Genomic DNA, 23,905 nt, shown 5'->3' on the forward strand with positions numbered 1-23,905 from the left:
CTTCGTGGCCAACGAGTGGCCCCGGCGCCGCGCAAAAGAGGCTCAGATTAGCGCGCGCTCATCATCCGTTCGACATATCGCGCGATCAGATCGATTTCCAGATTGACCTTCGCGTCTCTGGAAAGCGCCTTGAGCGTCGTGACTTCAACGGTATGCGGAATCAGGTTGATGGAGAATTCGCAGCCGTCGGCACGGTCGCTCACGGAGTTCACGGTGAGACTCACGCCGTTCACCGTCACCGAGCCTTTGTAAGCCAGGTACTTGCCGATGTCCTTCGGCGCGACGATGCGCAGTTCATGCGATTCGCCGACGGGTTCGAACTTCGACACGACGCCCAGTCCATCGACGTGCCCGGAAACGAGATGCCCGCCGAGCCGGTCGTGGGCGCGCAACGCCTTCTCCAGATTCACTTCGACGCCCGCTGCGCCGAGCCCGACCGTCTTGTTGAGGCTTTCGCGCGACACTTCGACATCGAACGCATTGGACGACTTCTGGATCACCGTCATGCACGCGCCCTGGATCGCGATGCTATCGCCGAGTTCGACATCGGCGAGATCGAGATCGCCCGCGGCGACCGTCAGGCGAACGCCCGCTTCGGGTTCCGAACCGAGCGGCGTGACCTTTTCGATGCGGCCCACCGCCGCGACAATTCCTGTAAACATCGGCTTCGTTCCTTGAAATCGGTGTGCAATCAGCGCGCGACGTTCGCCTCGGCGAAGCGCGCAAGTATGCGCAAATCGTCCCCGAGCCGGTCGATGCGATGAAATTTCAGATGGGGCCGCGCGTCGAGCGTATCGGGCGGCGCGAAGTCGAACATGCCCGGCGCGCTGCCAAGCAGGCTCGGCGCGAGATAAATCAGCAGTTCGTCGACGCAGCCCTCGCGCAACAGCGAGCCGTTCAGTTTGTGACCCGCTTCCACGTGCAGCTCGTTGATGCCACGATCGGCGAGCGCGGTGAGCATCGCGGGCAAATCGACCTTGCCGTGCTCGTTGGACAGCTCGATCAGATCCGCGCCTTTCTCACGCAGCGCGTCGATGCGGGCGGGATCGGCGTCGGCGGCATGGAAGATCCACGGCGGCGCGCCCTCGAGAATGCGCGCTTCGTTCGGCACGTCGAGACGGCTGTCGATCAGCACGCGTTGTGGCTGGCGCGGCGTGTCGACCGCGCGCACGGTCAGTTGCGGATCGTCCTCCCGTACCGTGCCGATGCCCGTCAGGATCGCGCAGGCGCGGGCGCGCCACGCATGGCCGTCGGCGCGTGCGTCCTCGCCGGTGATCCACTGGCTTTCGCCGGTCGGCAGGCCGGTGCGGCCGTCGAGGGTGGCCGCGACCTTCATGCGCACCCACGGACGGCGGCGCGTCATGCGCGACACGAAGCCGATGTTCATCTCGTGCGCCTCGTTCGCGAGCAGCCCGCAGCGAACGTCGATGCCCGCATCGCGCAGCATCGTGAGTCCGCGCCCGGACACCGACGGGTTCGGGTCCTCCATCGCCGCGATCACTTTCTCGACGCGCGCGTCGATGAGCGCGTGCGCGCACGGCGGCGTTCGCCCGAAATGGCTGCACGGTTCGAGCGACACATACGCCGTCGCGCCGCGCGGATCCTTGCCGCGCGAACGCGCGTCTTTCAGCGCCTGCACTTCGGCGTGATCCTGGCCGGCCGGCTGCGTGTAGCCCATGCCGATCACTTCGCCGTTCTTGACGAGCACGCAGCCCACGCGCGGATTCGGCGTGGTCGTATACATGCCCTTCGAGGCGAGCGCGAGCGCGCGCTCCATATACGTGAAGTCGGTTTGCGAGAACATCGGCGCGGCCCGCGAGCGTCAGGCGGCGAGCGACGCGAACGCGCCGCGCGCGGCGTCGATCGTCGCGTCGATCACGGCGTCGTCGTGCGCGCTCGACACGAAGCCCGCTTCGAACGCCGACGGCGCGAAGTACACGCCCGCATCGAGCATCGCGTGGAAGAACGCGTTGAAGCGGCGGGTGTCGCCCTGCTGGATCTGCGCGAAGCTGCCCGGCACGCGATCCATGAAATACAGGCCGAACATGCCGCCGATCGAATCCGCGGAGAAGGGCACTTTCGCCTCGCGGGCGGCGGCGCTGAGGCCGTCGACGAGCTTGCGCGTCTGCCTGGCGAGATCGTCGTAGAAACCGCGGCGCTGGATCAGTTGCAGCGTCTTGAGGCCCGCGGCCACGGCGATCGGATTGCCCGAAAGCGTGCCTGCCTGATAGACGCCGCCCAAGGGCGCGAGATGCGCCATGATGTCCCGGCGTCCGCCGAACGCAGCCGCCGGCATGCCGCCGCCGATGACCTTGCCGAGGCACGTGAGGTCCGGCTTGATGCCGTAGACCTCCTGCGCGCCGCCGAGCGCGACGCGAAAGCCGCACATCACTTCGTCGAAAATCAGCACGGCGCCGTACTCGCTGCAGCGCTCGCGCAGCGCGTTGAGGAATTCGGGCGTCGCGCGCACGAGATTCATGTTGCCCGCGACCGGCTCGACGATCACCGACGCGATCTCCGACCCGAATGCCTTGAACGCCTCGTCGAGTTGCTCGACGTTGTTGTACTCGAGCACGGTCGTGTGCTTGGCGATATCGGCGGGCACGCCTGCGGACGTCGGATTGCCGAACGTCAGGAGGCCCGAACCGGCCTTGACGAGCAGGCTGTCCGCGTGGCCGTGATAGCAGCCCTCGAACTTGATGATGCGGCTGCGGTTCGTGAAGCCGCGCGCGAGGCGCAGCGCGCTCATCGTCGCTTCGGTGCCGGAGGACACCATGCGCACCTGTTCGATGGACGGTACGAGCTTGCAGATTTCCTCGGCGATCTCGATTTCGGCTTCGGTCGGGGCGCCGAAGGAAAAGCCGTCCGCGAGCACGCGCTGCACGGCGTCGAGCACCTCGGGATGAACGTGGCCGAGAATCATCGGGCCCCACGAACCGATGTAGTCGATATAGCGCTTGCCGTCCGCATCCCAGAAATACGCGCCTTGCGCGCGCTCGATGAAGCGCGGCGTGCCGCCGACCGAGCGGAACGCACGCACCGGCGAGTTCACGCCGCCGGGAATGGTTCGCTGGGCGCGTTCGAAGAGAACTTGATTCTTGGACATGGATGAGGGCCTGCGCTGAAAATGGAAGCGGGAGTCGCGAAGGGCCGACCGGGCTCGAGCGGCGACGAGCGCGGCGTGCAAGACGCGCGGTCCGACGCGAAGAAACGATGCTGAAATTGTACCGGAGTCGTTGCGAACGGGCGGTGTCGCGCCTATGGCGAGCGCGATCGCCTCGCGGGTTTGCGCGCGGCGTGGCCGCCCGCCTCGCCGGGCGTCGCTGGGGCGGCAGGCGCGGGAGGCCGCGGGCGCCTTCCGGTTCGCTCGGCCCAGAGCTTTTCCAGCGCGCCCTCGGCCATCGGCTTGATGAGCGTGCCGGACATCTGTGCGTCCCACGTCTGCACCGAGAACGGATGCGCCCGCAATTCGTCGCGCGTGACGACGACGTCCGCGTGCGCATCGACGAGCCAGTCGTACACGAAATCGATGCACAGCCGATAGCCGCGCTTTGCTCCGGCGTCGGGCACTTCGTACGGCGCGCGCGTCACCCAGCCCGACGCGAACACGCCCTTCGGTTCCTGCGACACGCGATGAACGAACACCCGGTCGCCCGGCAAGAGCCCGCGCGCGGTGCCGCAGCCCCATGCATCGGCGACGGCATCGCCGGCGGCCACGCGCCGCGCGATGTCGGGCAACTCGGGCCACGGCCACTTCCTGGGGCTCCAGATCAGAAGAAAGGCGGTCATCGGATCGATGCAAAGAGAAAGAAGCAAGCGACGAGCTTATCGCAACGCGGCGATCGGGGCCGGATCACGGCGGGGCGTCGCGTACAATGGCCGATCGCTTGCGCGGCACGAAGCCGCGTCGCATCCACGCATTCCCGTCCTGCGAACTCCATGCCCGACACCATCCGTCGCCGTCCAGATGGCCGGCTGATCCTGTTGCTCGGCGCGCTCGCCGCGTGCGGCCCGCTGTCGATCGACATGTATCTGCCGAGCCTGCCTTCGCTCGCCGCCTCGTTCGGCACAAGCCCGGCCGCCGCGCAAAGCACGCTCACCAGCTTCATGTTCGGCTTCTCGTTCGGCATGCTGCTCTATGGCCCGATGTCCGACGCCTACGGCCGCCGGCCCGTCCTGCTCGGCGGCATCGCGTTGTATGCGCTCGCGAGCATCGGCTGCGCGGCGGCATGGTCCATCGATGCGCTCGTCCTCGTGCGCTTTCTGCAAGCGCTCGGCGCGGGTGCGGCATCGGTGCTCGCGCGCGCCATCGCCCGCGATGCGCACGAACCGGGCGACGCCGCCCGTGTGCTGTCGATGCTTTCCATCGTCACGTCGATCGGCCCGTTGCTCGCGCCGCTGATCGGCGGGCAATTACTGCTGCTCGGCGGCTGGCGTGTCGTGTTCGTCGCGCTCACGCTCTTCGGCCTGACATGCGCGGTGACCGCCTTCCTGCGCGTGCCCGAGACCTGGCCGAAGGAGAAGCGCGCGAGCGCGGCGGTCGGCAAGTCGTTCGCCGCGTATGGCCACTTGCTGACCGATCCCGTCACCTGGGGCCACATGATGTGCGGCGGCATGGCGTTCGCGTCGATGTTCGCGTACATCACCGCGACGCCGTTCGTCTATATCGATTACTTTCACGTGAAGCCGCAGTACTACGGGCTGCTGTTCGGGCTGAACATCGTCGGCATCATCGCGGGCAATGTGCTCAACACCCGATTCGTCGGCCGCGTCGGCGCGATGAAGATGATCTCGGCCGCGTCGTTCGTGAGCGTCGCGGCCGCGCTCGCGGTCGCGCTCGTGTCGCTGACGGGCTGGGGCGGCCTGTGGTCGATCGTCGCGACGCTGTTCTTCGTCGTCGGTGTGGTCGGCTTGCTGTCGGCCAACTGCACGACCGAGCTGATGCACCGCTATCCGCGCAATGCGGGCGCGGCCGCCGCCGTCTTCGGCGCGATGCAGCTTGCGCTCGGCGCGCTCGCGAGCCTCGCGGTCGGGCTTTTTCACGATGTATCGCCGCACGGCATGGGCATCGTGATCGGCGTATGCGGCGTGTTGACGTTCGCTGGACGCACCCTGGTGTTGCGCTCGCATGCGGTGCCCGTGAAAGTCTGAGCGCCGCGCGGCTTTACGGACGCGCAAAAGAAAAACCTCGCGCGAAGGCGAGGTCGGAAGGTGATGCTCATCGGGTCCTTGAGGGGTACGTCTGGGTCAAAGATGTGTTCCGCGTCGAAGGCCGTTTTATGCGAGATCGGTCAGATCCTTGGGTCAAAAGGTGAAAGACCGGTTCATGTGGGACTGCGGCATGGGTCGATAGGCAATGTCCTTGCGTCGATGATCGGGTAAGCCAGGGTCAAAGGTGTTCCGATCGGGTTGCTTCGGTCAGTGAATATTCCCTGTTTGCCGGGCCCGCGCTCCACAACGCTGGCTTTACTCGCTTGCCGGTTTGTCGACGAAACCGGCTTTCGTGCTGCAACAAGGAATGCTTGTCACTATACGTGTCCGAAACGGAGCGACGTATCGAAGGAATTCGAATCGGCAAATCCGCGGCGTTGCGCGCGCGAAATGGACCGTTTCGCGAAGAAGCACGCAATTGTCAGCCGAGCGGCCCGATCGTCGATGCGAGAAAGGTGAACGCGGCCGCTTCCGCCTGCGCGATCGCTTCCGGCTCGACGCCCGCGCCGTGGCCGCCTTCGCCGGTTTCCTGATACCAGACGTTCGCATGACCTTGCGCTTGCATCTTCGCCGCCATCTTGCGCGCGTGGCCGGGATGCACGCGATCGTCGCTCGTCGATGACGTGAAAAGCGCCGGCGGATAGGCAACATCCGCCTTCACGTTCTGATAGGGCGAGTACGCCATCAGATGACGCAGATCGCCGGCGTCGTCGGGGTCGCCGTATTCGTCGATCCACGATGCGCCTTGCAGCAGCAAGTGAAAGCGCGCCATGTCGAGCAGCGGCACTTCCGACAGCACCGCGCCGAACAGCTCGGGCCGCTGGACCATGCAGACACCTGTGAGCAGGCCGCCGTTGCTGCCGCCGCGGATCGCCAGTTGCCCGGGCGCGGTGACACCCGTTTTGACGAGCGCCTCGGCCACCGCGTTGAAATCGTCGAAGGAAACCTGACGGTTCTCGCGCAATGCCGCCTGATGCCAGGCCGGACCGAATTCGCCGCCGCCGCGGATGTTCGCGACCGCGTAAAGCCCGCCGCGCTCGAGCCACGCTATGCCGGTCGTCGCGTCGTAGCCGGGATCGAGCGCGACTTCGAAGCCGCCATAGCCATAGAGCAGACAAGGGCGCGCGTCCGTGCAGGTTTCGACCTCACGTCCGATCAGCCAGTAGGGAATGCGCTCGCCGTCTGGCGCGATCGCGTGGCGGCGCACGGCCGAGAGTCCCGTCGCATCGAATTGCGCGGGAAGACGCGCGAGCAATTGCCACGGCGCGTCGCTCGCGAGATCCGCGTGATATAGCGACGGCGGCATCAGAAAGTGCTCGACGTGGATGAGCACGGTGTCGTCGCGCTCGCTGTCGATCGAATCGACCCAGGACTGGCTCGCTTGCGGCAGCGCGAAGTCGCGCGCTTGCCACTCGCCTTCGAGCATCGCGCTCGGGCGCAGCAGCGTGACGCGCGGCGCGCCGTCGTCCATCTGCGAGACGATCAGCCAGTGCTTCGTGAAATCGATTCCCGCGAGGACGAGGCGCTCGGACGGCGTGAAGAGCGCGGTGAACTGGCGCGAGCCTGCGAGAAACGCCTCACGCCGGATGACGGTCAGCGTGCCGGGCGCGTGGCGCCGACCGCCCACGTTCCAGAACTTGCGCGGCGTCACGAAGAGCCAGCCGTTCCAGTGCTCGATTTCCGCGTGCGCCGGCAGGTCGAATTGACGCCATTCGTTCGACGTCTCGTCGAGCCAGTAATTGAGCGTGTCGTAGAACGTCACCGCGCGCGATGCCAGATGCAGTTTTTCGATCGGGTCGTAGTCCACGCCCGCCGACACGTCGCGCCGGTTGCCTTCGAAGACGACGGGCGCATCCGCGAGCGGCGTGCCGCGCTTCCAGCGCCGGGCCTCGCGCGGAAAGCCCGAGGTCGTGAGCGCGGGGCGCGGGTTCGTCCTGCTGTCGTCCCAGCCGACGTAGACCGTGTCGCGATCGATCCACGAGATATCGTGCTTGCCGACATCGGGCAGTACGAAGCCATCCGCGACAAAGCTTTTCGACGCGATATCGAACTCGCGCACGATGCACGCGTCCGAGCCGCCCGGCGACAGACTCACGAGCGCCCGATCGTAATCGGGGTAGAGCATGTCGAAGTCGGCGAGTGACCAGCGGGTGTCGTCGTCGTGGGTGTTGAGATCGAGCGCGTCGACGTCGAGAATCGTTTCCCAGACTGGCGTGCCTGCGAGCCATGCGCTCCACGGCGTGCGGCGCACGATGCCAAGCGGATGCGCGTCGTCCTGCCAGGTGTTGTAGGCCCAGTCGCCATAGCGCGAGCACGACACGATGCGGTCCTGCGACGTGTACGCTTTTTCGAGCCGCGCGGCGAGCGCGCGCGCTTCGGACGTGTTGCCGAAAGCGCCTTCGGTGCGGCGGTTCTGGTTATCGACCCAGGCTTGCACGGCGGGGTCGTCGAGCGCTTCGAGGCCGATGAAAGGATCGGGACCGTCAGACGGGGTCCAGGCGAGTTCGGGATGCGAGGTGAGAAGAGTCATGCGGCGCAGGCGGATCCAGATGCAAAACGCCGATTGTGCCTTGTATCGGCCGCACCATGAAAAACGCCACGGCAAGCCGTGGCGTCGGAGGTCGATGGAACAGCGGGCTCAGGCCAGCCGTTCTTCCGTCTTCGGATCGAACAACACGGCCTTCGACACATCGAACAGCAGCGTCATGTTCGACATCGGCTGCGGATTCGACGCCGGATGCACGCGCGACACGATGCGCTTGCCGTTCACCTGCGCGAACACGAGCGTGTCCGGCCCGGTCGGCTCGATCACGTCGACGCGCACGTCGACCGGCTGCAGGCTCGAATCGGAAACGTCGTGCGCGCTGCGCGAATCGGTGATGCGCTCGGGGCGCAGGCCGAGAATCACGTCCTGGCCGACCTTGCCGCGCAAGCGGCCCGCGTCGAACGGCAAATTCAGCACTTTCTGCGCGATACCGGTGTCGAGCTGCAAACCGACGCCCGAGCCCGATTCGACGAGCTTGCCGGCGATGAAGTTCATCGGCGGCGCGCCGATGAAGCCGGCCACGAACAGGTTGGAAGGCGAATCGTAGATTTCCTGCGGCGCGCCGAACTGCTGCACGATGCCGTCCTTCATCACCGCGATGCGGTCGCCGAGCGTCATTGCTTCGATCTGATCGTGCGTCACGTAGACGATCGTCGTGCCGAGGCGCTGATGCAGCAGCTTGATTTCGGAGCGCATCTCGATGCGCAGCTTCGCGTCGAGGTTCGAGAGCGGCTCGTCGAACAGGAACATCACGGGATCGCGTGCGAGCGCACGGCCCATCGCGACGCGCTGACGCTGGCCGCCCGACAGCTGCCCCGGCTTGCGATCGAGCAAATGACCGATCTGCAGCGTCTCCGATACGCGATCGACGATCTTCTTCTGTTCGTCCTTCGGCACCTTGCGGATGTTCAGGCCGAACGAGATGTTGTCGCGCACGCTCATCGAAGGGTAGAGCGCATAGGACTGGAACACCATCGCGATATCGCGATCCTTGGGCGAGAGGTTGTTGACCGTCTTGCCGTCGATCATGATGTCGCCGCGGGTCACGGTCTCGAGACCCGCGATCATGTTGAGCAAGGTCGATTTGCCGCAGCCCGAGCCGCCGACGAGGATCAGGAACTGACCGTCCTCGATGTCGATGTTGACGCCCTTGAGAACCGGCACCCCGTTCGGGTAGGTCTTGTACACGTCACGGATGGAAAGGCTTGCCATGTGAATCCTCTATCTTTCGAAACTGCTCGAATTAACCCTTCACCGCGCCGGCCGTCAGCCCGCGCACGAAATAACGTCCGGCGATCATGTAGACGAGAATCGTCGGCAATGCGGCGATGATCGCGCCCGCCATGTCGACGTTGTATTCCTTCACGCCCGTCGACGTGTTCACCAGGTTGTTCAGCGCGACCGTGATCGGCATGGAATCCACGCCCGAAAACACGATACCGAACAGGAAGTCGTTCCAGATCTGCGTGAATTGCCAGATGAGGCACACCATGAAGATCGGCAGCGACACCGGCAGAAGGATCTTCGTGAAGATCGTGAAGAAGCCCGCGCCGTCGATGCGCGCCGCCTTCACGAGCTCGGACGGAATGCTCACGTAGAAGTTGCGGAAGAACATCGTCGTGAACGCGATGCCGTAGATCACGTGGACGAGCACGAGGCCGGTCGTCGTGTTCGACAGGCCGAGAAAACCTTGCAGGCGCGCCATCGGAAGCAGGATTGCCTGGAAGGGGATGAAGCAGCCGACGAGCAGCATCGTGAACAGGCCGTCCGCGCCGCGAAAGCGCCAGTGCGTGAGCACATAGCCATTGAACGCACCGATGAACGACGAAATCAGCACGGCCGGAATCACCATGCGCACGGAGTTCATGAAGAACGGCTCCATGCCCTCGCAGCGCACGCCGGTACACGCTTCCTGCCATGCCTTGACCCACGGCGCGAAGGTGAAGTGCGTGGGCGGCGTGAGCAGGTTGCCCGTGCGAAGCTGGTCGAGATCCTTGAAGGATGTCGACAGCATCACGTAGATCGGGAACAGGAAGTAGAGCGCGAACAGTATGAGCACCGCGTAGATGACGGCGCGGCTCAAAGTCATCTTAGGCTGCATTGCGAGTGCTCCTCGATTCGAGATACATGAGCGGCACGAGCACCGCGACGACCGTGGCGAGCATCATCATCGACGATGCGGCGCCCACGCCGAGCTGACCGCGGTTGAACGAGAACGTGTACATGAAGATGGCCGGCAGCGACGATGACGTGCCCGGTCCCCCGGCCGTCAACGCGACGACGAGGTCGAAGGTCTTGATCGTGATGTGGCAAAGAATCAGCAGCACGGAGAAGAACACCGGCCGCATGCTCGGAATCACGATCTTGCGGTAGATGGTCGGCAAACCCGCGCCGTCCATCTGCGCGGCCTTGAAGATTTCGCTGTCGACGCCGCGCAGGCCGGCGAGGAACAGCGCCATCACGAAGCCTGTCGATTGCCAGACGGCCGCGATCACGACGCAAAAAATCGCCTTGTCCGGGTCGCCCAGCCAGTTGAACGAGAAGCTCGTCCAGCCCCAGTCATGGAACACTTTCTCCAGACCCAGGCCGGGGTTGAGAATCCACTGCCACGCGGTGCCCGTCACGATGAAGGAGAGCGCCATCGGGTACAGGAAGATGGCGCGCAATGCGCCTTCGTTGCGGATCTTCTGGTCGAGAAGGATGGCCAGGAAAAGGCCGAGGAACACGCAAATGCCGATGAACGGAATGCCGAACCAGCCGAGATTGGCGGCGGAAGTCCACCAGACGTCGTTGGCGAAGAGCTGTCGATAACGGTCCAGGCCCGCGAAATCGTAGCGCGGCATGAGCCGCGATTCGGAGAGTGACAGATACCCGGTGATGGCGATGAAGCCGTAGACGAAAATGAGCGCGATCACGACGCTGGGAGCGAGCACCAGCTTCGGAATCAGGCGATCGGCGAGCGCCGCCGTCGGTGAGACGCGACGGGGCGGGTTTTGCGGCTTCTTGTCCGCGGTGATGGAGGCAGTCACGACTCGACTCCTGGAAGATGCGCCGGCGCTTTCGTGCGTTTAGGTGCACTGACTTGCGCTTCTGTGGCGAATGCCTGCTGGCGCTGAAAGATGCGACGTTACAGATGCAGTCCTGCGTTTTGCGCCGCCCGGCGCATGCATGGGCACACGCCGGGCGGAAAACGCCTTTACTTCGTCTTCGCGGCGTTCGCGAGTGCGGCGACCGCGCTCTTCGAATCCTGTGACGAATTCATGAACTTCGTCACGACGTCGGTCATGGCGCCCGCGACGGCGTCGCCCTGAGCCATGCCGTGCGCGAGCGACGGAACATAGCCGCCCGATTTGATCGCCGTCTGTTCATCAGAGTAGGACTTCTTCGCGCAGTCGTCGAACTTGTCCATCGGCACGCCGAGACGCACCGGGATCGACCCCTTGTTCAGGCTGAACTGCTCCTGGAACTCCGGCGTCATGATGGTCTTCGCGAGCGCGAGCTGGCCCGGCGTCGCGGCCTTCTGGCCCTTCTGCTGGAAGAACACGAACGAGTCGACGTTGAACGTGTAGGCCTTTTCCGTGCCCGGCACCGGCGCGCAAATGTAGTCCGCGCCCGCCTTCTTGTTCGCGCCGGCGAATTCGCCCTTCGCCCAGTCGCCCATGAACTGCATGCCGGCCTTGCCGTTGATGACCATCGCGGTCGCGAGGTTCCAGTCGCGGCCCGTGCGGCCGCTGTCGAAGTAGCCCTGGATCTTGCGGACCGTGTCGAACACCTGAACCATCTTGTCCGAGGTCAGCGTCTTCTGGTCGAGATCGACGATCGCCTTCTTGTAGAAGTCCGCGCCCTGCGACAGCACGACGTCTTCCCACAGCGTCAGGTCCTGCCACGGCTGGCCGCCCATCGCGATCGGCATGATGCCCGCGGCCTTCATCTTGTCGGCGACCTGGAAGAACTCGTTCCAGTTGGTCGGCACCTTGCCGCCCGCCTTGTCGAGCGCAGCCTTGTTGATGTACAGCCAGTTCACGCGGTGCACGGAGAAAGGCGCTGCGACGTAGTGGCCGTCCGCGTGGATGATCTTGTCGATTTCGGGCGGCAGGTTCTTCTTCCAGTCACCCGCGACGGAGTCGATCGGCACGAGCACGCCTTGCTCGGCCCATTCCTGGATCAGCGGGCCCTTGATCTGCGCCGCCGACGGCGCGTTACCCGAGATCACCTGTGTCTTCAGTGCGGTCATCGCCGCCGCGCCCGCGCCGCCCGCGACAGCGAAGTCCTTCCAGGTGTAACCCTGCTTCGTCATGTCGTCCTTCAGCACGCCGACAGCCTTGGATTCGCCGCCGGACGTCCACCAGTGCAGCACGGAAACGGCTTCGGCAGCCTGAACCGCCGACGCCGTCGCGCCGCACAGAAGACCTGCGGCGCACAGCGCGCCCATGAGCTTACGGACTTTCATTGTTTATCTCCTCCAGACACCTGAACAAGAAACGATTGGCTCCCGATGCCACCAGAAGCAATGGGGTAGAAGCGTTTGTCAAAAAAACGGTAAAGCTGGATGGCCGGAAATCGGCGATGTCGGCGGGGAAGCGGCAGCGCGAGTCACGACGAACGCAGCGTGCCGGGCCGGCAGACCGATGTACGGCCGCACGGCTCTCAAGAGATGAGTGGGTTGAATCGCAACGGCTGTCTCCTCTTTTGATTTTTGCCCCGGCCGTTCAAACCTTGCCCCGAAGGACGCACTCGACGGCGAGGCGCGAGGCCGGGCGCAGCGGAATCACGGGCACGCCTTCCGTGGAAAGCGGTGAGCCGTGGCCTCCGTTACCATGCGCACAGAACGTCCAGCCGGAAAAAAGCGGTCGCCAGTTGGTTTGATTCGCGTGGCTAATTTCCGGTCAGTGACATTTCCTCTTGATTTGGATTGTAGTTAAACTACAATTCAGTGTCAAAAAAAATTTTATCGGACTACGGCGTGGTCTCTTGGGCGGCATGCCCGATTCGACTCACATCCAGTTCTCGAACCCGCGTTCAGACTCATGCAAAGCGACTCGAATTTCATCTTCGTACTCTTCGGCGGCACCGGCGATCTTTCGATGCGCAAGATCCTTCCCGCGCTCTTCGAGGCGCATCGCGCGGGCATGCTCAATCCGGCGGGCAAGATCGTTTCTGTCGCGCGGGAAGCCCTGGAGCAGGGCGAATACCGCGCCTGGGTCGAGAGCCACGTTAAACCGCACGTATCGACGAAAGACGGTGTCGACGACGCCGTATGGCGCAGTTTTCTCGATCGCTTCCAGTACGTCGGACTCGACCTCGGACGCGCGGAGGATTTCGTCGTGCTGCGCGACGCGCTTGCACGATTCGACGGCACGCGCGTCTTCTATCTCGCGACGAGCCCGAAGCTTTTCGTGCCGATTTGCCGCGCGCTCGCCGACGTCGGGCTGAACCAGAATGCGCGCATCGTGCTCGAGAAGCCGCTCGGCTACGACCTGAAATCGTCGAACGCCATCAACGACGCCGTCGGCGAGATCTTCCAGGAAGAGCAGATCTACCGGATCGATCACTATCTCGGCAAGGAGCCGGTGCAGAACCTGCTCGCGCTGCGCTTCGGCAACGTGCTGTTCGAGCCGCTGTGGCGCCGCGAGTGGGTCGAGAGCATCCAGATCACGATCGCGGAAGAACTGGGCGTGGAAGCGCGCGGCGACTTCTACGACAATACGGGCGCGCTGCGCGACATGGTGCAGAACCATTTGCTGCAGTTGCTCTCCATCGTGACGATGGAGCCGCCGCACTCGATGGATTCCGACTCCGTGCGCGACGAGAAATTGCGCGTGCTGCGGGCGCTGAAGCCCATCGACGAGCGCGACATCAGCCGCGTCGCGGTGCGCGGGCAATATCATGCGGGTGTCGTCCGCGGCACGTCGGTGCCGGCGTATGCGACCGAGCCGGGCGTGCGTCCCGACAGCACGACGGAAACGTTCGTCGCCTTGAAGGTGGAAATCGAGAACTGGCGCTGGGCCGGCGTGCCGTTCTTTCTGCGCACGGGGAAGCGGCTCGCGGACCGCGTCGCGGAGATCGTCGTGAACTTCCGCGCGGTGCCGCATTCGGCGCTCGGCGCGAACGCGTTGCGTGCGGGCGCGAACCGTCTCGTGATCCGGCTGCAGCCGAACGAATCCATCCGCCTGTATTGCCTGGCGAAGCAGCCCGGCGAGGGCATGAATCTCGCGAGCGTGCATCTTGATCTCGCGTTCGATCAGTTCTTCAAGGAAGGACAGATGGAGGCGTATCAGCGCCTGTTGCTTGACGTGATTCACGGCCGCCTCGCGCTCTTCGTGCGGCGCGACGAGCAGGAAGCGGCGTGGCGCTGGGTCGAGCCGATCCTGAACGCGTGGGCGTCGGCGACGAACAAGCCGAAGCCTTACGCGGCGGGCACGTGGGGGCCGGCCGCGTCGAGCGCGATGCTTGCGCAGGCCGGTACATGCTGGCTCGAAGAAGAAAACTGACGGCGTGATGCCGACGCGGCCCGAAAGAGGCGCGCGGCGAACATGAAATACAAGAGACCGCTTCGCCCGCCGTTGCGATGGTGCGGGCAGCAGGCGGATCGATAAACCAGAACAAGCAGGAGGAGCAATGATCGAGCTTCGCACTTTCGACGATCCGCGCGCCCACTCGGACGCGCTGGCGAAAGCCGTGGGCGACGCGCTGAAGGCATCCCTCGCGGCGAGGGGGGCGGCATCGGCCGATGCCACGGGACAAACCGCCCACGCCACGCTCGCGGTATCGGGCGGCACGAGCCCGAAGCCGTTCTTGCAGACGCTCTCGCGCGAGCCGCTCGACTGGGCGCACATCGACGTGACGCTCGTCGACGACCGCTGGGTGCCCGAGACCGATTCCGCGAGCAACGCGCAGCTCGTGCGCGACACGCTTTTGCAGAACGCGGGCGCGTCGGCATATTTTCTGCCGCTCGTGAATACGGCCAGGCCGCTGGAAGCGCACATCGCCGAATTGAACGCCGATCCGCGCCGCCGTCTGCCGGATGTCGCCGTGCTCGGCATGGGCGAGGACGGACATACGGCCTCGATCTTCGCCGACGCGCCCGAGTGGGATTTTGCGATCTCGACGCCGGAGCGCTTCATCTCCGTGCATCCGGGCGCGGCGCCGCACGCGCGCGTGAGCTTGTCGATGTCGGCGCTGAAGCAGATCGGACAGTTGTATCTCTTCATCGCCGGCCAGAAGAAACTCGACGTGCTGAACGCGGCGCTCGCCGCCCCGCAAAAGAACGCCATCTCGACGCTGGCCCACGCTGAAGGAGTGAAGCTCGATGTCTACTGGTGTGCATAAGACCGCGACTCAGCACGCCGACGGACCGCGGCTTCTGGCTGACATCGGCGGCACGAACGCGCGCTTCGCGCTGGAGACCGCGCCTGGCGATATCGGGCAGATCCGCGTGTATCCGGGGGCCGATTACCCCGGCATCGCGGAGGTGATGCAGCAGTATCTGAAGGACACGAAGGTCGGACGCGTCAATCATGCGGCGATCGCGATCGCCAATCCCGTCGACGGCGATCACGTGAAGATGACCAATCACGACTGGAGCTTCTCGATCGAGGCGACGCGCCGTGCGCTCGGCTTCGATACGCTGCTCGTCGTGAACGACTTCACCGCGCTCGCGATGGCGCTGCCCGGCTTGACCGACGCGCAGCGCGAACAGGTGGGCGGCGGCTCGCGCCGGCAGAACAGCGTGATCGGCCTGCTCGGGCCAGGCACGGGTCTGGGCGTGTCGGGTCTGATTCCGGCGGATGACCGCTGGATCGCGCTCGGCAGCGAAGGCGGCCACGCCACGTTCTCGCCGTTCGACGAACGCGAAGACGTCGTGATGCGCTATGCGCGCCGCAAGTTTCCACACGTTTCTTTCGAACGCGTGTGCGCCGGACAAGGGCTCGAGCTGATCTACCGGGCGCTCGCCGAGCGCGACAACGTCACGGTCTCCGAAACCTTCACCGCCGCCGACGTCACGAACCGCGCCCTGCAAGGCGAAGCGCTCGCGCTCGAAGTGGTGAACTGCTTCTGCGCGATCCTCGGCACGTTCTCCGGCAACATCGCAGTGACGCTGGGTGCGCTGGGCGGCATCTATATCGGCGGGGGCATCGTCCTGAAGCTGGGTGAACTGTTCCACAAGTCGCCGTTTCGCGAGCGTTTCGAGGCGAAAGGGCGCTTTCAGCAGTATCTGTCGGGCATTCCCACGTACATCATCACGGCGGAATATCCGGCGTTTCTCGGCGTGTCCGCGATTCTCTCCGAGCAGTTGTCGAACCGTGCGAACAGCGGTTCGTCGGCGGTGTTCGAGCGCATTCGTCAGATGCGCGATGCGCTGACACCCGCCGAGCGGCGCGTTGCCGATCTCGCTCTGAACCATCCGCGCTCGATCATCAACGATCCGATCATCGACATCGCGCGCAAGGCGGACGTGAGTCAGCCGACCGTGATCCGCTTTTGCCGATCGCTCGGTTGCCAGGGTCTGTCCGACTTCAAACTCAAACTCGCGACCGGCCTGACCGGCACGATTCCGGTGAGCCATAGCCAGGTGCATCTCGGCGACACGGCCACCGATTTCGGCGCGAAGGTGCTGGACAACACCGTATCCGCGATCCTGCAGTTGCGCGAGCATCTGAACTTCGAGAACGTCGAGCGCGCGATCGATATCCTGAACGGCGCGCGGCGCATCGAGTTCTACGGGCTCGGAAATTCGAACATCGTCGCGCAGGACGCGCACTACAAGTTCTTCCGCTTCGGCATTCCGACCATCGCCTACGGCGACCTGTACATGCAGGCGGCGTCCGCTGCGCTCCTCGGCAAGGGCGATGTGATCGTCGCGGTGTCGAAATCGGGCAGGGCGCCCGAGCTTTTGCGCGTACTCGAAGTGGCGATGCAACAGGGCGCGACGGTCATCGCGATCACGTCGAGCAATACGCCGCTCGCCAAACGGGCGACGGTGGCGCTGGAGACGGATCACATCGAAATCCGCGAGTCGCAGCTTTCGATGATTTCGCGCATTCTGCACCTCGTGATCATCGACATTCTCGCGGTTGGCGTGGCGATTCGCCGGGCCGCGCCGAAGCCGGGCGCGAAGATCAGCGAGACGGTCGCCAAGGCGCGTCAATCGAGCGACGATGACGCCGGCGCTGTGCTCGACTGGCTGAGCCACGGCGCCTCGGGGATGGCGCGGGACTAGCCGCGTTCTTGCGTCTACGAAGGCCGCCGATGTGAACATCGGCGGCCTTTTTTCATGCGCTTTCGCGGCGAAAAAAAACGGTGCGATCCGCGTTGAGATCGCACCGCGCAGTGGCGTGAAACGTACTACGAAGCTAAGGCGCGTTCAGATTCGCCGCTCAGAACGAATGCTGGATGCCTGCATACACGCCGCTCTGGCTGTGGCCGGGAAGCGGGTTGTCCGTCGCGGCGGAGGAGCCATAGTTGTTGGCATTCAGGCCGTAGTTCGCGCTCTTGCTGTTTTGCACCGTGGCAACTTGCAGATCGAGCAGCGTGCGCTTGGACAGGTTGTACGATCCGCCGACGGTGTAGATAGTCGCGTTGCCCGCGCCGTTGTTACCGTTGACGTGATACACCGCGCCGATCAGCGCCGCGGCCGGCGTCATCTGCCACGTCACGCCGCCCCATTCGTGATCGAGTGCGGTCGGCTGACCCGGCAACTGGCCCGTCATGCCGGACGTGCGGATCGCCTGATAGCCGCCTTGCAGCTTGAACTGACCGAGAAACACGTTGAGCATCGCGGTGTACTCGCGCGAGAACGAGTAGGCGCCGTTGCTCGTGCCGTAGTCGCCGCCCAGCGTGCCGTTCGCGGGATTGCGGATTTCGTCGTAGAGACCGCGCACCTGGAAAAGCGGCGACGTGTACGTGATCTGCGCACCCGCCTGGCGGCCTTGGGGCGTGTTGCCGTTACCGTTCCAGTTGGTCGCATTGGAGAGCGCATACTGGCCGTAGAAGTCGAAGCCCGCGACCTTCGGAGACTGGTAAGAAATGTTGTTGCTCGACTGCGGCCAGTTGCGGCCACGCACGAGCGATGCCGACGACCAGTTCGACTGGCCGAACGGATCGAACTCCCACACGCCGTTCGAGATGAAGAGCTCACGGCCGAGCAGTACCGTACCGAACTGGTTGTTCGCGATACCGACGGTCGCCCAGCGGTTGAAGAGACCGCCGCCGCCCGGGCCTTGACCCGTCATGGTGTTGAAGCTGCCTTCCAACCGGAACACGGCGCGGTAGCCGCCGCCCAGATCTTCGACGCCCTTCATACCCCACAGGCTCGTGCCCCAATCGCCGCTTTCCGCCCTGAAGCGATGCGACGTGCCGGTGGCCGCGCCGTTGAGGCCGACGCCTGTCGGAACGCCGTTCATATATTCGAGTCCCGCGTCCAGGCGGCCATACAGCGTCACGCTGCTTTGAGCCTGCGCCGCCGCGCTGAACGCCAACAGTGCTGCCGACGCGAGCAAAACCTTTTTCATCATCTCCTCCAAATCCCTGTCAAAAATTGAACCAATAGCTGCTGTCTGGCTCGATGCGGGCGCAACGAGCCGAACACGGTTATCGAGGAAAGACGCGCGAACGTGCGCACGGCGAAGCGTCGCGGCAGCTCCACGATCGGCGTCGCCCCTCGGTTTTTGGAGGAATTGTGAAGTAGAACTACGTTTTTCGAGCCGTCGTTTTGTAGTTTTGGTTGCTGATTTGACAAATGTCGTATGCCAGGGGAAAGGCTCCCGAATCGACGTTCGTCATGCTGCGCACGGCGTGCCGGATTTATCGCGCGTACAAATAAAAAACGGTGCGATACCCTTTCGGGCACCGCACCGATACGCGCCTCTCGCAGCAGCGTGAAAACCTTCTAAAAAGACTCTTCGGTCAGACTCGTCGATTAGAACGAGTGCTGGATACCTGCATACACGCCCGTCTGGCTGTGGCCGGGGAACGGGTTGTCCGTCGAAGCAGCCGAGCCGTAGTTGTTGGCGTTCAGGCCGTAGTTCGCGGTCTTGCTGTTCTGCACCGTCGCGACCTGCAGATCGAGCAGGGTGCGCTTGGACAGGTTGTACGAGCCGCCGACCGTGTAGATGGTCGCGTTGCCCGCGCCGTTGTTGCCGTTCACGTGGTAGACCGCGGCGATCAGCGCTGCCGCCGGCGTCGCTTGCCACGTCACGCCGCCCCACTCGTGATCGAGCGTGGTCGGCTGGCCGGGCAACTGACCCGTCATGCCGGAGCTGCGGATTGCCTGGTAGGCGCCCTGAATCTTGAATTGGCCGAGGAACACGTTGAACATCGCCGTGTACTCGCGCGAGTAGGCGTAGACGCCGTTGCCGCCCGAGCCGCCGTCGATCGGGTTGTAGGCGCCGCCGAGCGTGCCGTTTGCCGGGTTACGGATTTCGTCGTACATACCGCGGATCTGGAAGAGCGGCGTCGTGTAAGTGACATACGCGCCTGCTTCACGGCCTTGCGGGGTCGTGCCGTTACCGTTCCAGTTGGTCGCGTTGGAGAGCGAGTACTGACCGTAGAAGTCGAGGCCCGCGAACTTCGGCGACTGGTACGAAATGTTGTTGCTCGATTGCGGCCAGTTGCGGCCACGCACCAGCGATGCCGACGACCAGTTCGACTGGCCGAACGGATCGAAGTCCCACACGCCGTTCGCGATGAAGAGCTCACGACCCAGCAACAGCGTACCGAACTGGTTGTTGGCGATACCGACCGTCGCCCAGCGATTGAAGAGACCGCCGCCGCCCGGGCCTTGACCCGTCATGGTGTTGAAGCTGCCTTCCAACTGGAACACGGCGCGGTAGCCGCCGCCCAGATCTTCGACGCCCTTCAAACCCCACAAGCTCGTGCCCCAGTCGCCGCTTTCCGCCTTGAAGCGGTGCGAACTGCCAGTGGCAGGCGCGCCGGCCGGACCGGTCGGCACACCGTTCATATATTCGAGCCCCGCGTCCAGGCGGCCATAGAGCGTCACGCTGCTTTGAGCGTGCGCGACCGCGCTGAACGTCAGCAGTGCTGCCGACGCGAGCAAAGCTTTCTTCATCATCTCCTCCAACCCTGTCAAGAAATAGAACCCAAGTGCTGCTGTGTGGTTCGATGCGAGCGCACCCAACCGAAAATTGTTTTCAGAGGAAGGACACGCGCGGGCTGTGGTGCTAGTGGCGATTCACGCGTCGTGGGCGCGAACCTGACGCCGACCCGTCGATCGGTGCCGTTCCTCAGTTTCTTTTGGACTTTTGAAGTAAAACTACTTTTTGCGTACTTCGTTTTGGTACTTTGGTTACCAATTTAACAAAATACGTTATAACCGCCAAAGAAATTTGAAGTGCGCCGAGTGTCTGTGTCAAAAATGCAATGCCCATGTGATAGGCACACTACCCACAGGATGGGAAACGCCTCGCAAAGCCTTATGCCGTCAGGGCTTTGGCGTCATGTAAGTTTCAGAGTCAGGTTTGTCGCCTATTGACGCGCACGCGTCGCGGCGCTAGGTCGGAGAAGGGCGCGCAAGAGGTCGGTACAACTTTGGCCGGACGCAAAAAAAGCGCCTCGCGGGCGCCTTTTCTGGGAGTCGAAGGTTGCCGAAACGGGCTTTCGGCTGCGTTTCGCGAACCTACTTCAGGCTGCCCGACAGGAACTGCTTCAGGCGCTCGCTCTTCGTGTTGCCGAACACCGCATCCGGATGACCTTCCTCCTCGATGCGTCCCTGATGCAGGAACACGACATGATTCGACACGTTGCGCGCGAACGCCATCTCGTGCGTCACGACGATCATCGTCCGGCCTTCCTCGGCGAGCGTCTGCATGACTTTGAGCACTTCGCCGACGAGCTCCGGATCGAGCGCGGAAGTCGGTTCGTCGAAGAGCATGACGTCGGGATGCATCGCGAGCGCGCGCGCAATGGCGACGCGCTGCTGCTGTCCACCCGACAAATGCGACGGATACTGCTTCTCCACCCGCGGTGCGAGCCCGACCTTTTCCAGATAAGCGCGCCCGCGTTCCTCTGCTTCCTTCTTCGAGAGCCCGAGCACGTTCACGGGCGCCTCGGTCACGTTTTCCAGCACGTTCATGTGCGACCAGAGATTGAAGTGCTGGAAGACCATCGACAATTTCGAGCGAACTTGCCGCAGTTGTTTCGGGTCCGCCGCCTTCAGCGCGCCGGTCTTGTCCTTCATCGTGCGGACTTCGGTGCCGTCGACGAAGATGCGCCCCTGATTCGGCTGCTCCAGGAAGTTGATACAGCGCAGCATCGTGCTCTTGCCCGAGCCGGACGAGCCGATGATGCTGATCACGTCGCCGGCCTTCGCCTTGAGCGAAACGCCCTTCAGGACCTCGTTGCTGCCGTACTGCTTGTGAATATCGTCGACAAAAAGCTTGTGCATCTGGGAATTCATGAAGGGTCCTTGGCTGACTCGATGGTCTTATTTGCCTTGCGGCCGCAAATAAGCGAGCCAGCGATACTCGGCGCGGCGGAACAGCCACACGAGCGCGAACGAAATGCAAAGATAGAGCAGCGCGGCGATGCCGAACGCCTCGAACGACTGATAAGTCGCCGAATTGACGTCGCGCGCGATCTTGAGAATGTCCGGCACGGTCGCCGTGAACGCGACGGTGGTCGCGTGCAGCATCAGAATGACTTCATTGCTGTAGTAGGGCAGCGCGCGTCTCAACGCCGAAGGAAGTATCACCCGTCGATACAGCGTGAAACCCGACATGCCGTATGCGCGCGCGGCTTCGATCTCGCCGTAGGGCGTCGCCTTGATCGCGCCAGCGAAAATTTCCGTGGTGTACGCGCAGGTGTTGAGCGTGAAGGCGAGCAGCGTGCAGTTCATGCCGCTACGGAAGAATTCGGCGAGCAGCATGTGATCGCGCACGACCTGCAGGCTGTACAGGCCCGTGTAGCACAGCAGCAACTGAACGTAGAGCGGCGTGCCGCGAAAGACGTACGTATAGAGCCACACCGAACGCGACAGCAGCTTGTTCTTCGACACCCGCGCGACCGCGAGCGGCACTGACAGACAAAAGCCGAGGCCAATGGAGATCACCAGCAGCCACATCGTGATCGCGAGACCGGTGATGCGGTAGCCGTCGGTGAAGAGGTAGTTCTTCCAGTATTCCTGGATGATTTCGATCATGATTCCCTGCCGCTCCTGAATGGGCCGATTAGAGATCGGCCTTGCGCACGCCGATGGAATAGCGCCGCTCCAGCCAGATCAGCACGAAATTCGAGATCGTGGTGATCGCGAGATAGACCGCGCCCGCGAGAAGCGTGAAGAAAAAGAAGCGCAGCGTGCCCTTGCCGGCATCCTGCGAGGCCTTGACGACATCCGCGAGGCCGATGATCGACACGAGCGCCGTCGCCTTGACCATGACCTGCCAGTTGTTGCCGATGCCGGGCAGCGCGAAACGCATCATCTGCGGAAACATGATGCGGGAGAAGGTCTGCCAAGGCGTCATGCCGTAAGCCACGCCCGCTTCGAGCTGGCCGCGCGGCACGGAGAGAAATGCGCCGCGGAAGGTTTCGGTGAAATACGCGCCGTAGATGAAACCGAGGACCAGAATGCCGGCGAGAAACGGATCGATGTCGATCTGATCCCAGCCTACCGCGTCCGTGAACAGGTTCAGCCAGATCTGGATGCTGTAGAAAAGAAGCAGCATCAGCACGAGGTCGGGCACGCCGCGGATGAGCGTGGTGTAGACGGTGCCGAAACCCGACGCCACGCGGTTTTTCGACAGCTTCGCCGCCGCGCCGATCAGGCCGATCACAAAGGCGAACACGAGCGACAGCACCGCCAGCTTGACGGTCTGCCAGGTGCCCGCGAGGATCAGCGGGCCGTAGCCTTGCAACATGGTGATTCCTTGGTAAGGTGCCTAACGTGCATGGAGTGCGACGAGCGCGGCACACGGCGGTCGTTCGCGCGATGCGTTCCGGCGGTCGTACCCGTGGATGAGGCAGCGGCGCGCGATACGAATGTAATCATGTCTCTTTCCGGCCGGCGGCGCGCTTCCCGCGCGTTTCGGCTGTCCTTCTCCGGCTCGCTCCCGCTTTACGGCCAGCGGTCGGTATTCTAAGTGGTCAAAATTGCGGGCTGCCGTTGCTGCCAGCCCGGTTAACTCGCAATCGCTTCGCGGCGGGTTCGCGATCGTCGGATATCCCGGCGCGTCGGCCGAGCGTGGGCTGTCGCCACCCGTCGCCACCCCGAAAAGCGCGGTATTTTACCCGAAGCCGGCGAGCGCGCGGAGGCGCACCCGGAAGAGTCCGATTACATGCATGGGTGGAACGATGTAGTGCCTTGGGGCGCGTTGTTCCAAAGCGGCGTCGCCCTTACATTCTCTCCATCGCAAACCAACGCCTCGGGCGGGAGCAAACATCATGTTCGAGATTCGCCGCAGCAACGAACGGGGCCACGCCAATCACGGCTGGCTCGACTCGTATCACAGCTTCTCCTTTGCCGATTACTACGATCCGGAGCACATGCACTTCGGCGCGCTGCGCGTGATCAACGAAGACCGCGTGGCGGGCGGCCAGGGCTTCGGCGCGCATGGTCATCGCGATATGGAAATCGTGAGTTACGTGCTCGACGGCGCGCTCGCGCATCGCGACAGCATGGGTAACGGCTCGACGATCCGTCCCGGCGACGTACAGCGCATGAGTGCCGGCACCGGCGTGCGTCATAGCGAGTTCAACGGCTCACCGACGGACACCGCTCATTTCCTGCAAATCTGGATCATTCCGGATGCGCCGGGCGGCGCGCCGGGTTATGAGGAAAAGCGCTTCGCGGACGACGAAAAGCGCGGCCGGCTGCGCGTGATCGCATCGCCTGACAGCGCGGATGGCTCGGTCAAAATCGGCGCGGACGCACGAATCTTCGCGGGCCTCTTCAATGGCGACGAGCGCGCGGACTTCGACGTACCGGCGGGCCGTCGCGTGTACGTGCACGTGGCGCGCGGCGCAGTGACGGTAAATGGCGAGACGCTCGGCGCGGGGGATGCCGCGAAGCTCGAGGATGTGTCGAAAGTCACGCTCGAGAAGGGCGACAACGCCGAAGTGCTGCTGTTCGACCTCGCATAAGTCCTGAGCCGTCGATGAAAAAAGCCGCGGAGCGCCATGCTCCGCGGCTTTTTTTGC

General features: G+C 63.7%; 19 protein-coding genes. 5 read left to right on the forward strand and 14 right to left on the reverse strand.

Going from position 1 to position 23,905, the window contains the following annotated elements:
* Nucleotides 1-47: 47 nt before the first annotated feature.
* The 4 genes from NCR38_RS03765 to NCR38_RS03780 form a co-directional block, all read right to left on the reverse strand.
* Complete coding sequence (locus NCR38_RS03765) at nt 48-662, reverse strand: riboflavin synthase (RefSeq protein WP_061118889.1); 615 nt, start codon at nt 660-662, stop codon at nt 48-50.
* Between the two features lie 29 nt (nt 663-691).
* Entirely contained in the window at nt 692-1,804 is a 1,113-nt protein-coding gene (gene ribD, locus NCR38_RS03770) for a bifunctional diaminohydroxyphosphoribosylaminopyrimidine deaminase/5-amino-6-(5-phosphoribosylamino)uracil reductase RibD (RefSeq protein WP_061118890.1), read from the reverse strand.
* Between the two features lie 18 nt (nt 1,805-1,822).
* Nucleotides 1,823-3,106, reverse strand: a complete 1,284-nt coding sequence (hemL, locus tag NCR38_RS03775) for a glutamate-1-semialdehyde 2,1-aminomutase (RefSeq protein WP_061118891.1) — start codon at nt 3,104-3,106, stop codon at nt 1,823-1,825.
* Nucleotides 3,107-3,258: 152 nt separating this feature from the next.
* Nucleotides 3,259-3,789, reverse strand: a complete 531-nt coding sequence (locus tag NCR38_RS03780; protein ID WP_061118892.1) for a hypothetical protein — start codon at nt 3,787-3,789, stop codon at nt 3,259-3,261.
* Nucleotides 3,790-3,939: 150 nt separating this feature from the next.
* Between NCR38_RS03780 and NCR38_RS03785 the strand changes: the two genes are divergently transcribed.
* Nucleotides 3,940-5,151: a Bcr/CflA family multidrug efflux MFS transporter gene (locus NCR38_RS03785; RefSeq protein ID WP_061118919.1), complete on the forward strand. Its 1,212-nt coding sequence runs from the start codon at nt 3,940-3,942 to the stop codon at nt 5,149-5,151.
* A 481-nt stretch (nt 5,152-5,632) separates the two neighbouring features.
* Here the strand turns inward: NCR38_RS03785 and NCR38_RS03790 are convergent, their stop codons facing one another.
* The 5 genes from NCR38_RS03790 to NCR38_RS03810 all read right to left on the reverse strand — a co-directional run bounded on the left by NCR38_RS03790 (nt 5,633) and on the right by NCR38_RS03810 (nt 12,206).
* Entirely contained in the window at nt 5,633-7,741 is a 2,109-nt protein-coding gene (locus tag NCR38_RS03790) for a prolyl oligopeptidase family protein (RefSeq protein ID WP_250476436.1), read from the reverse strand.
* A 108-nt stretch (nt 7,742-7,849) separates the two neighbouring features.
* Nucleotides 7,850-8,968 carry an ABC transporter ATP-binding protein gene (locus NCR38_RS03795; protein WP_061118893.1) on the reverse strand — a complete coding sequence of 373 codons (1,119 nt, stop codon included), beginning with the start codon at nt 8,966-8,968 and terminating at the stop codon, nt 7,850-7,852.
* Between the two features lie 31 nt (nt 8,969-8,999).
* Nucleotides 9,000-9,857 (reverse strand): carbohydrate ABC transporter permease, encoded by an 858-nt coding sequence (locus NCR38_RS03800; protein WP_061118894.1) that lies wholly within the window; start codon nt 9,855-9,857, stop codon nt 9,000-9,002.
* Nucleotides 9,847-10,785 (reverse strand): carbohydrate ABC transporter permease, encoded by a 939-nt coding sequence (locus NCR38_RS03805; protein WP_250476437.1) that lies wholly within the window; start codon nt 10,783-10,785, stop codon nt 9,847-9,849. Before NCR38_RS03805 ends, NCR38_RS03800 begins: the two co-directional genes overlap by 11 nt.
* A gap of 167 nt (nt 10,786-10,952) precedes the next feature.
* Nucleotides 10,953-12,206 (reverse strand): ABC transporter substrate-binding protein, encoded by a 1,254-nt coding sequence (locus NCR38_RS03810; protein WP_061118896.1) that lies wholly within the window; start codon nt 12,204-12,206, stop codon nt 10,953-10,955.
* Nucleotides 12,207-12,783: 577 nt separating this feature from the next.
* On the opposite strand from NCR38_RS03810, the gene zwf reads away from it, so the two are divergent.
* From zwf to NCR38_RS03825, 3 genes are all read left to right on the forward strand, one after another.
* The gene (gene zwf, locus NCR38_RS03815) at nt 12,784-14,247 is read left to right on the forward strand and encodes a glucose-6-phosphate dehydrogenase (RefSeq protein ID WP_061118897.1); all 1,464 of its coding nucleotides are present in this window, start codon (nt 12,784-12,786) and stop codon (nt 14,245-14,247) included.
* Nucleotides 14,248-14,374: 127 nt separating this feature from the next.
* Nucleotides 14,375-15,085, forward strand: a complete 711-nt coding sequence (gene pgl, locus NCR38_RS03820) for a 6-phosphogluconolactonase (protein WP_250476438.1) — start codon at nt 14,375-14,377, stop codon at nt 15,083-15,085.
* Nucleotides 15,066-16,976, forward strand: a complete 1,911-nt coding sequence (locus NCR38_RS03825) for a bifunctional transcriptional regulator/glucokinase (RefSeq protein WP_250476439.1) — start codon at nt 15,066-15,068, stop codon at nt 16,974-16,976. Before pgl ends, NCR38_RS03825 begins: the two co-directional genes overlap by 20 nt.
* Before the next feature lie 157 nt (nt 16,977-17,133).
* Here the strand turns inward: NCR38_RS03825 and NCR38_RS03830 are convergent, their stop codons facing one another.
* From NCR38_RS03830 to NCR38_RS03850, 5 genes are all read right to left on the reverse strand, one after another.
* The gene (locus tag NCR38_RS03830; protein WP_250476451.1) at nt 17,134-18,267 is read right to left on the reverse strand and encodes a porin; all 1,134 of its coding nucleotides are present in this window, start codon (nt 18,265-18,267) and stop codon (nt 17,134-17,136) included.
* Nucleotides 18,268-18,674: 407 nt separating this feature from the next.
* Nucleotides 18,675-19,823, reverse strand: a complete 1,149-nt coding sequence (locus NCR38_RS03835; protein WP_061118922.1) for a porin — start codon at nt 19,821-19,823, stop codon at nt 18,675-18,677.
* A 567-nt stretch (nt 19,824-20,390) separates the two neighbouring features.
* Complete coding sequence (locus NCR38_RS03840; RefSeq protein ID WP_061120636.1) at nt 20,391-21,170, reverse strand: ABC transporter ATP-binding protein; 780 nt, start codon at nt 21,168-21,170, stop codon at nt 20,391-20,393.
* A 27-nt stretch (nt 21,171-21,197) separates the two neighbouring features.
* Nucleotides 21,198-21,911, reverse strand: coding sequence for an ABC transporter permease (locus NCR38_RS03845; protein WP_035506196.1), 714 nt, complete (start codon nt 21,909-21,911; stop codon nt 21,198-21,200).
* A 28-nt stretch (nt 21,912-21,939) separates the two neighbouring features.
* A complete protein-coding gene (locus NCR38_RS03850; protein ID WP_061120635.1) occupies nt 21,940-22,626 on the reverse strand; it encodes an ABC transporter permease in 687 nt (228 codons plus the stop codon).
* 523 nt (nt 22,627-23,149) lie between these two features.
* On the opposite strand from NCR38_RS03850, the gene NCR38_RS03855 reads away from it, so the two are divergent.
* Nucleotides 23,150-23,848, forward strand: a complete 699-nt coding sequence (locus NCR38_RS03855) for a pirin family protein (RefSeq protein WP_061120634.1) — start codon at nt 23,150-23,152, stop codon at nt 23,846-23,848.
* Nucleotides 23,849-23,905: the final 57 nt, after the last annotated feature.

It is taken from the genome of Caballeronia sp. INML1, from assembly GCF_023631085.1.
Taxonomy (GTDB): Bacteria; Pseudomonadota; Gammaproteobacteria; order Burkholderiales; family Burkholderiaceae; genus Caballeronia; species Caballeronia turbans.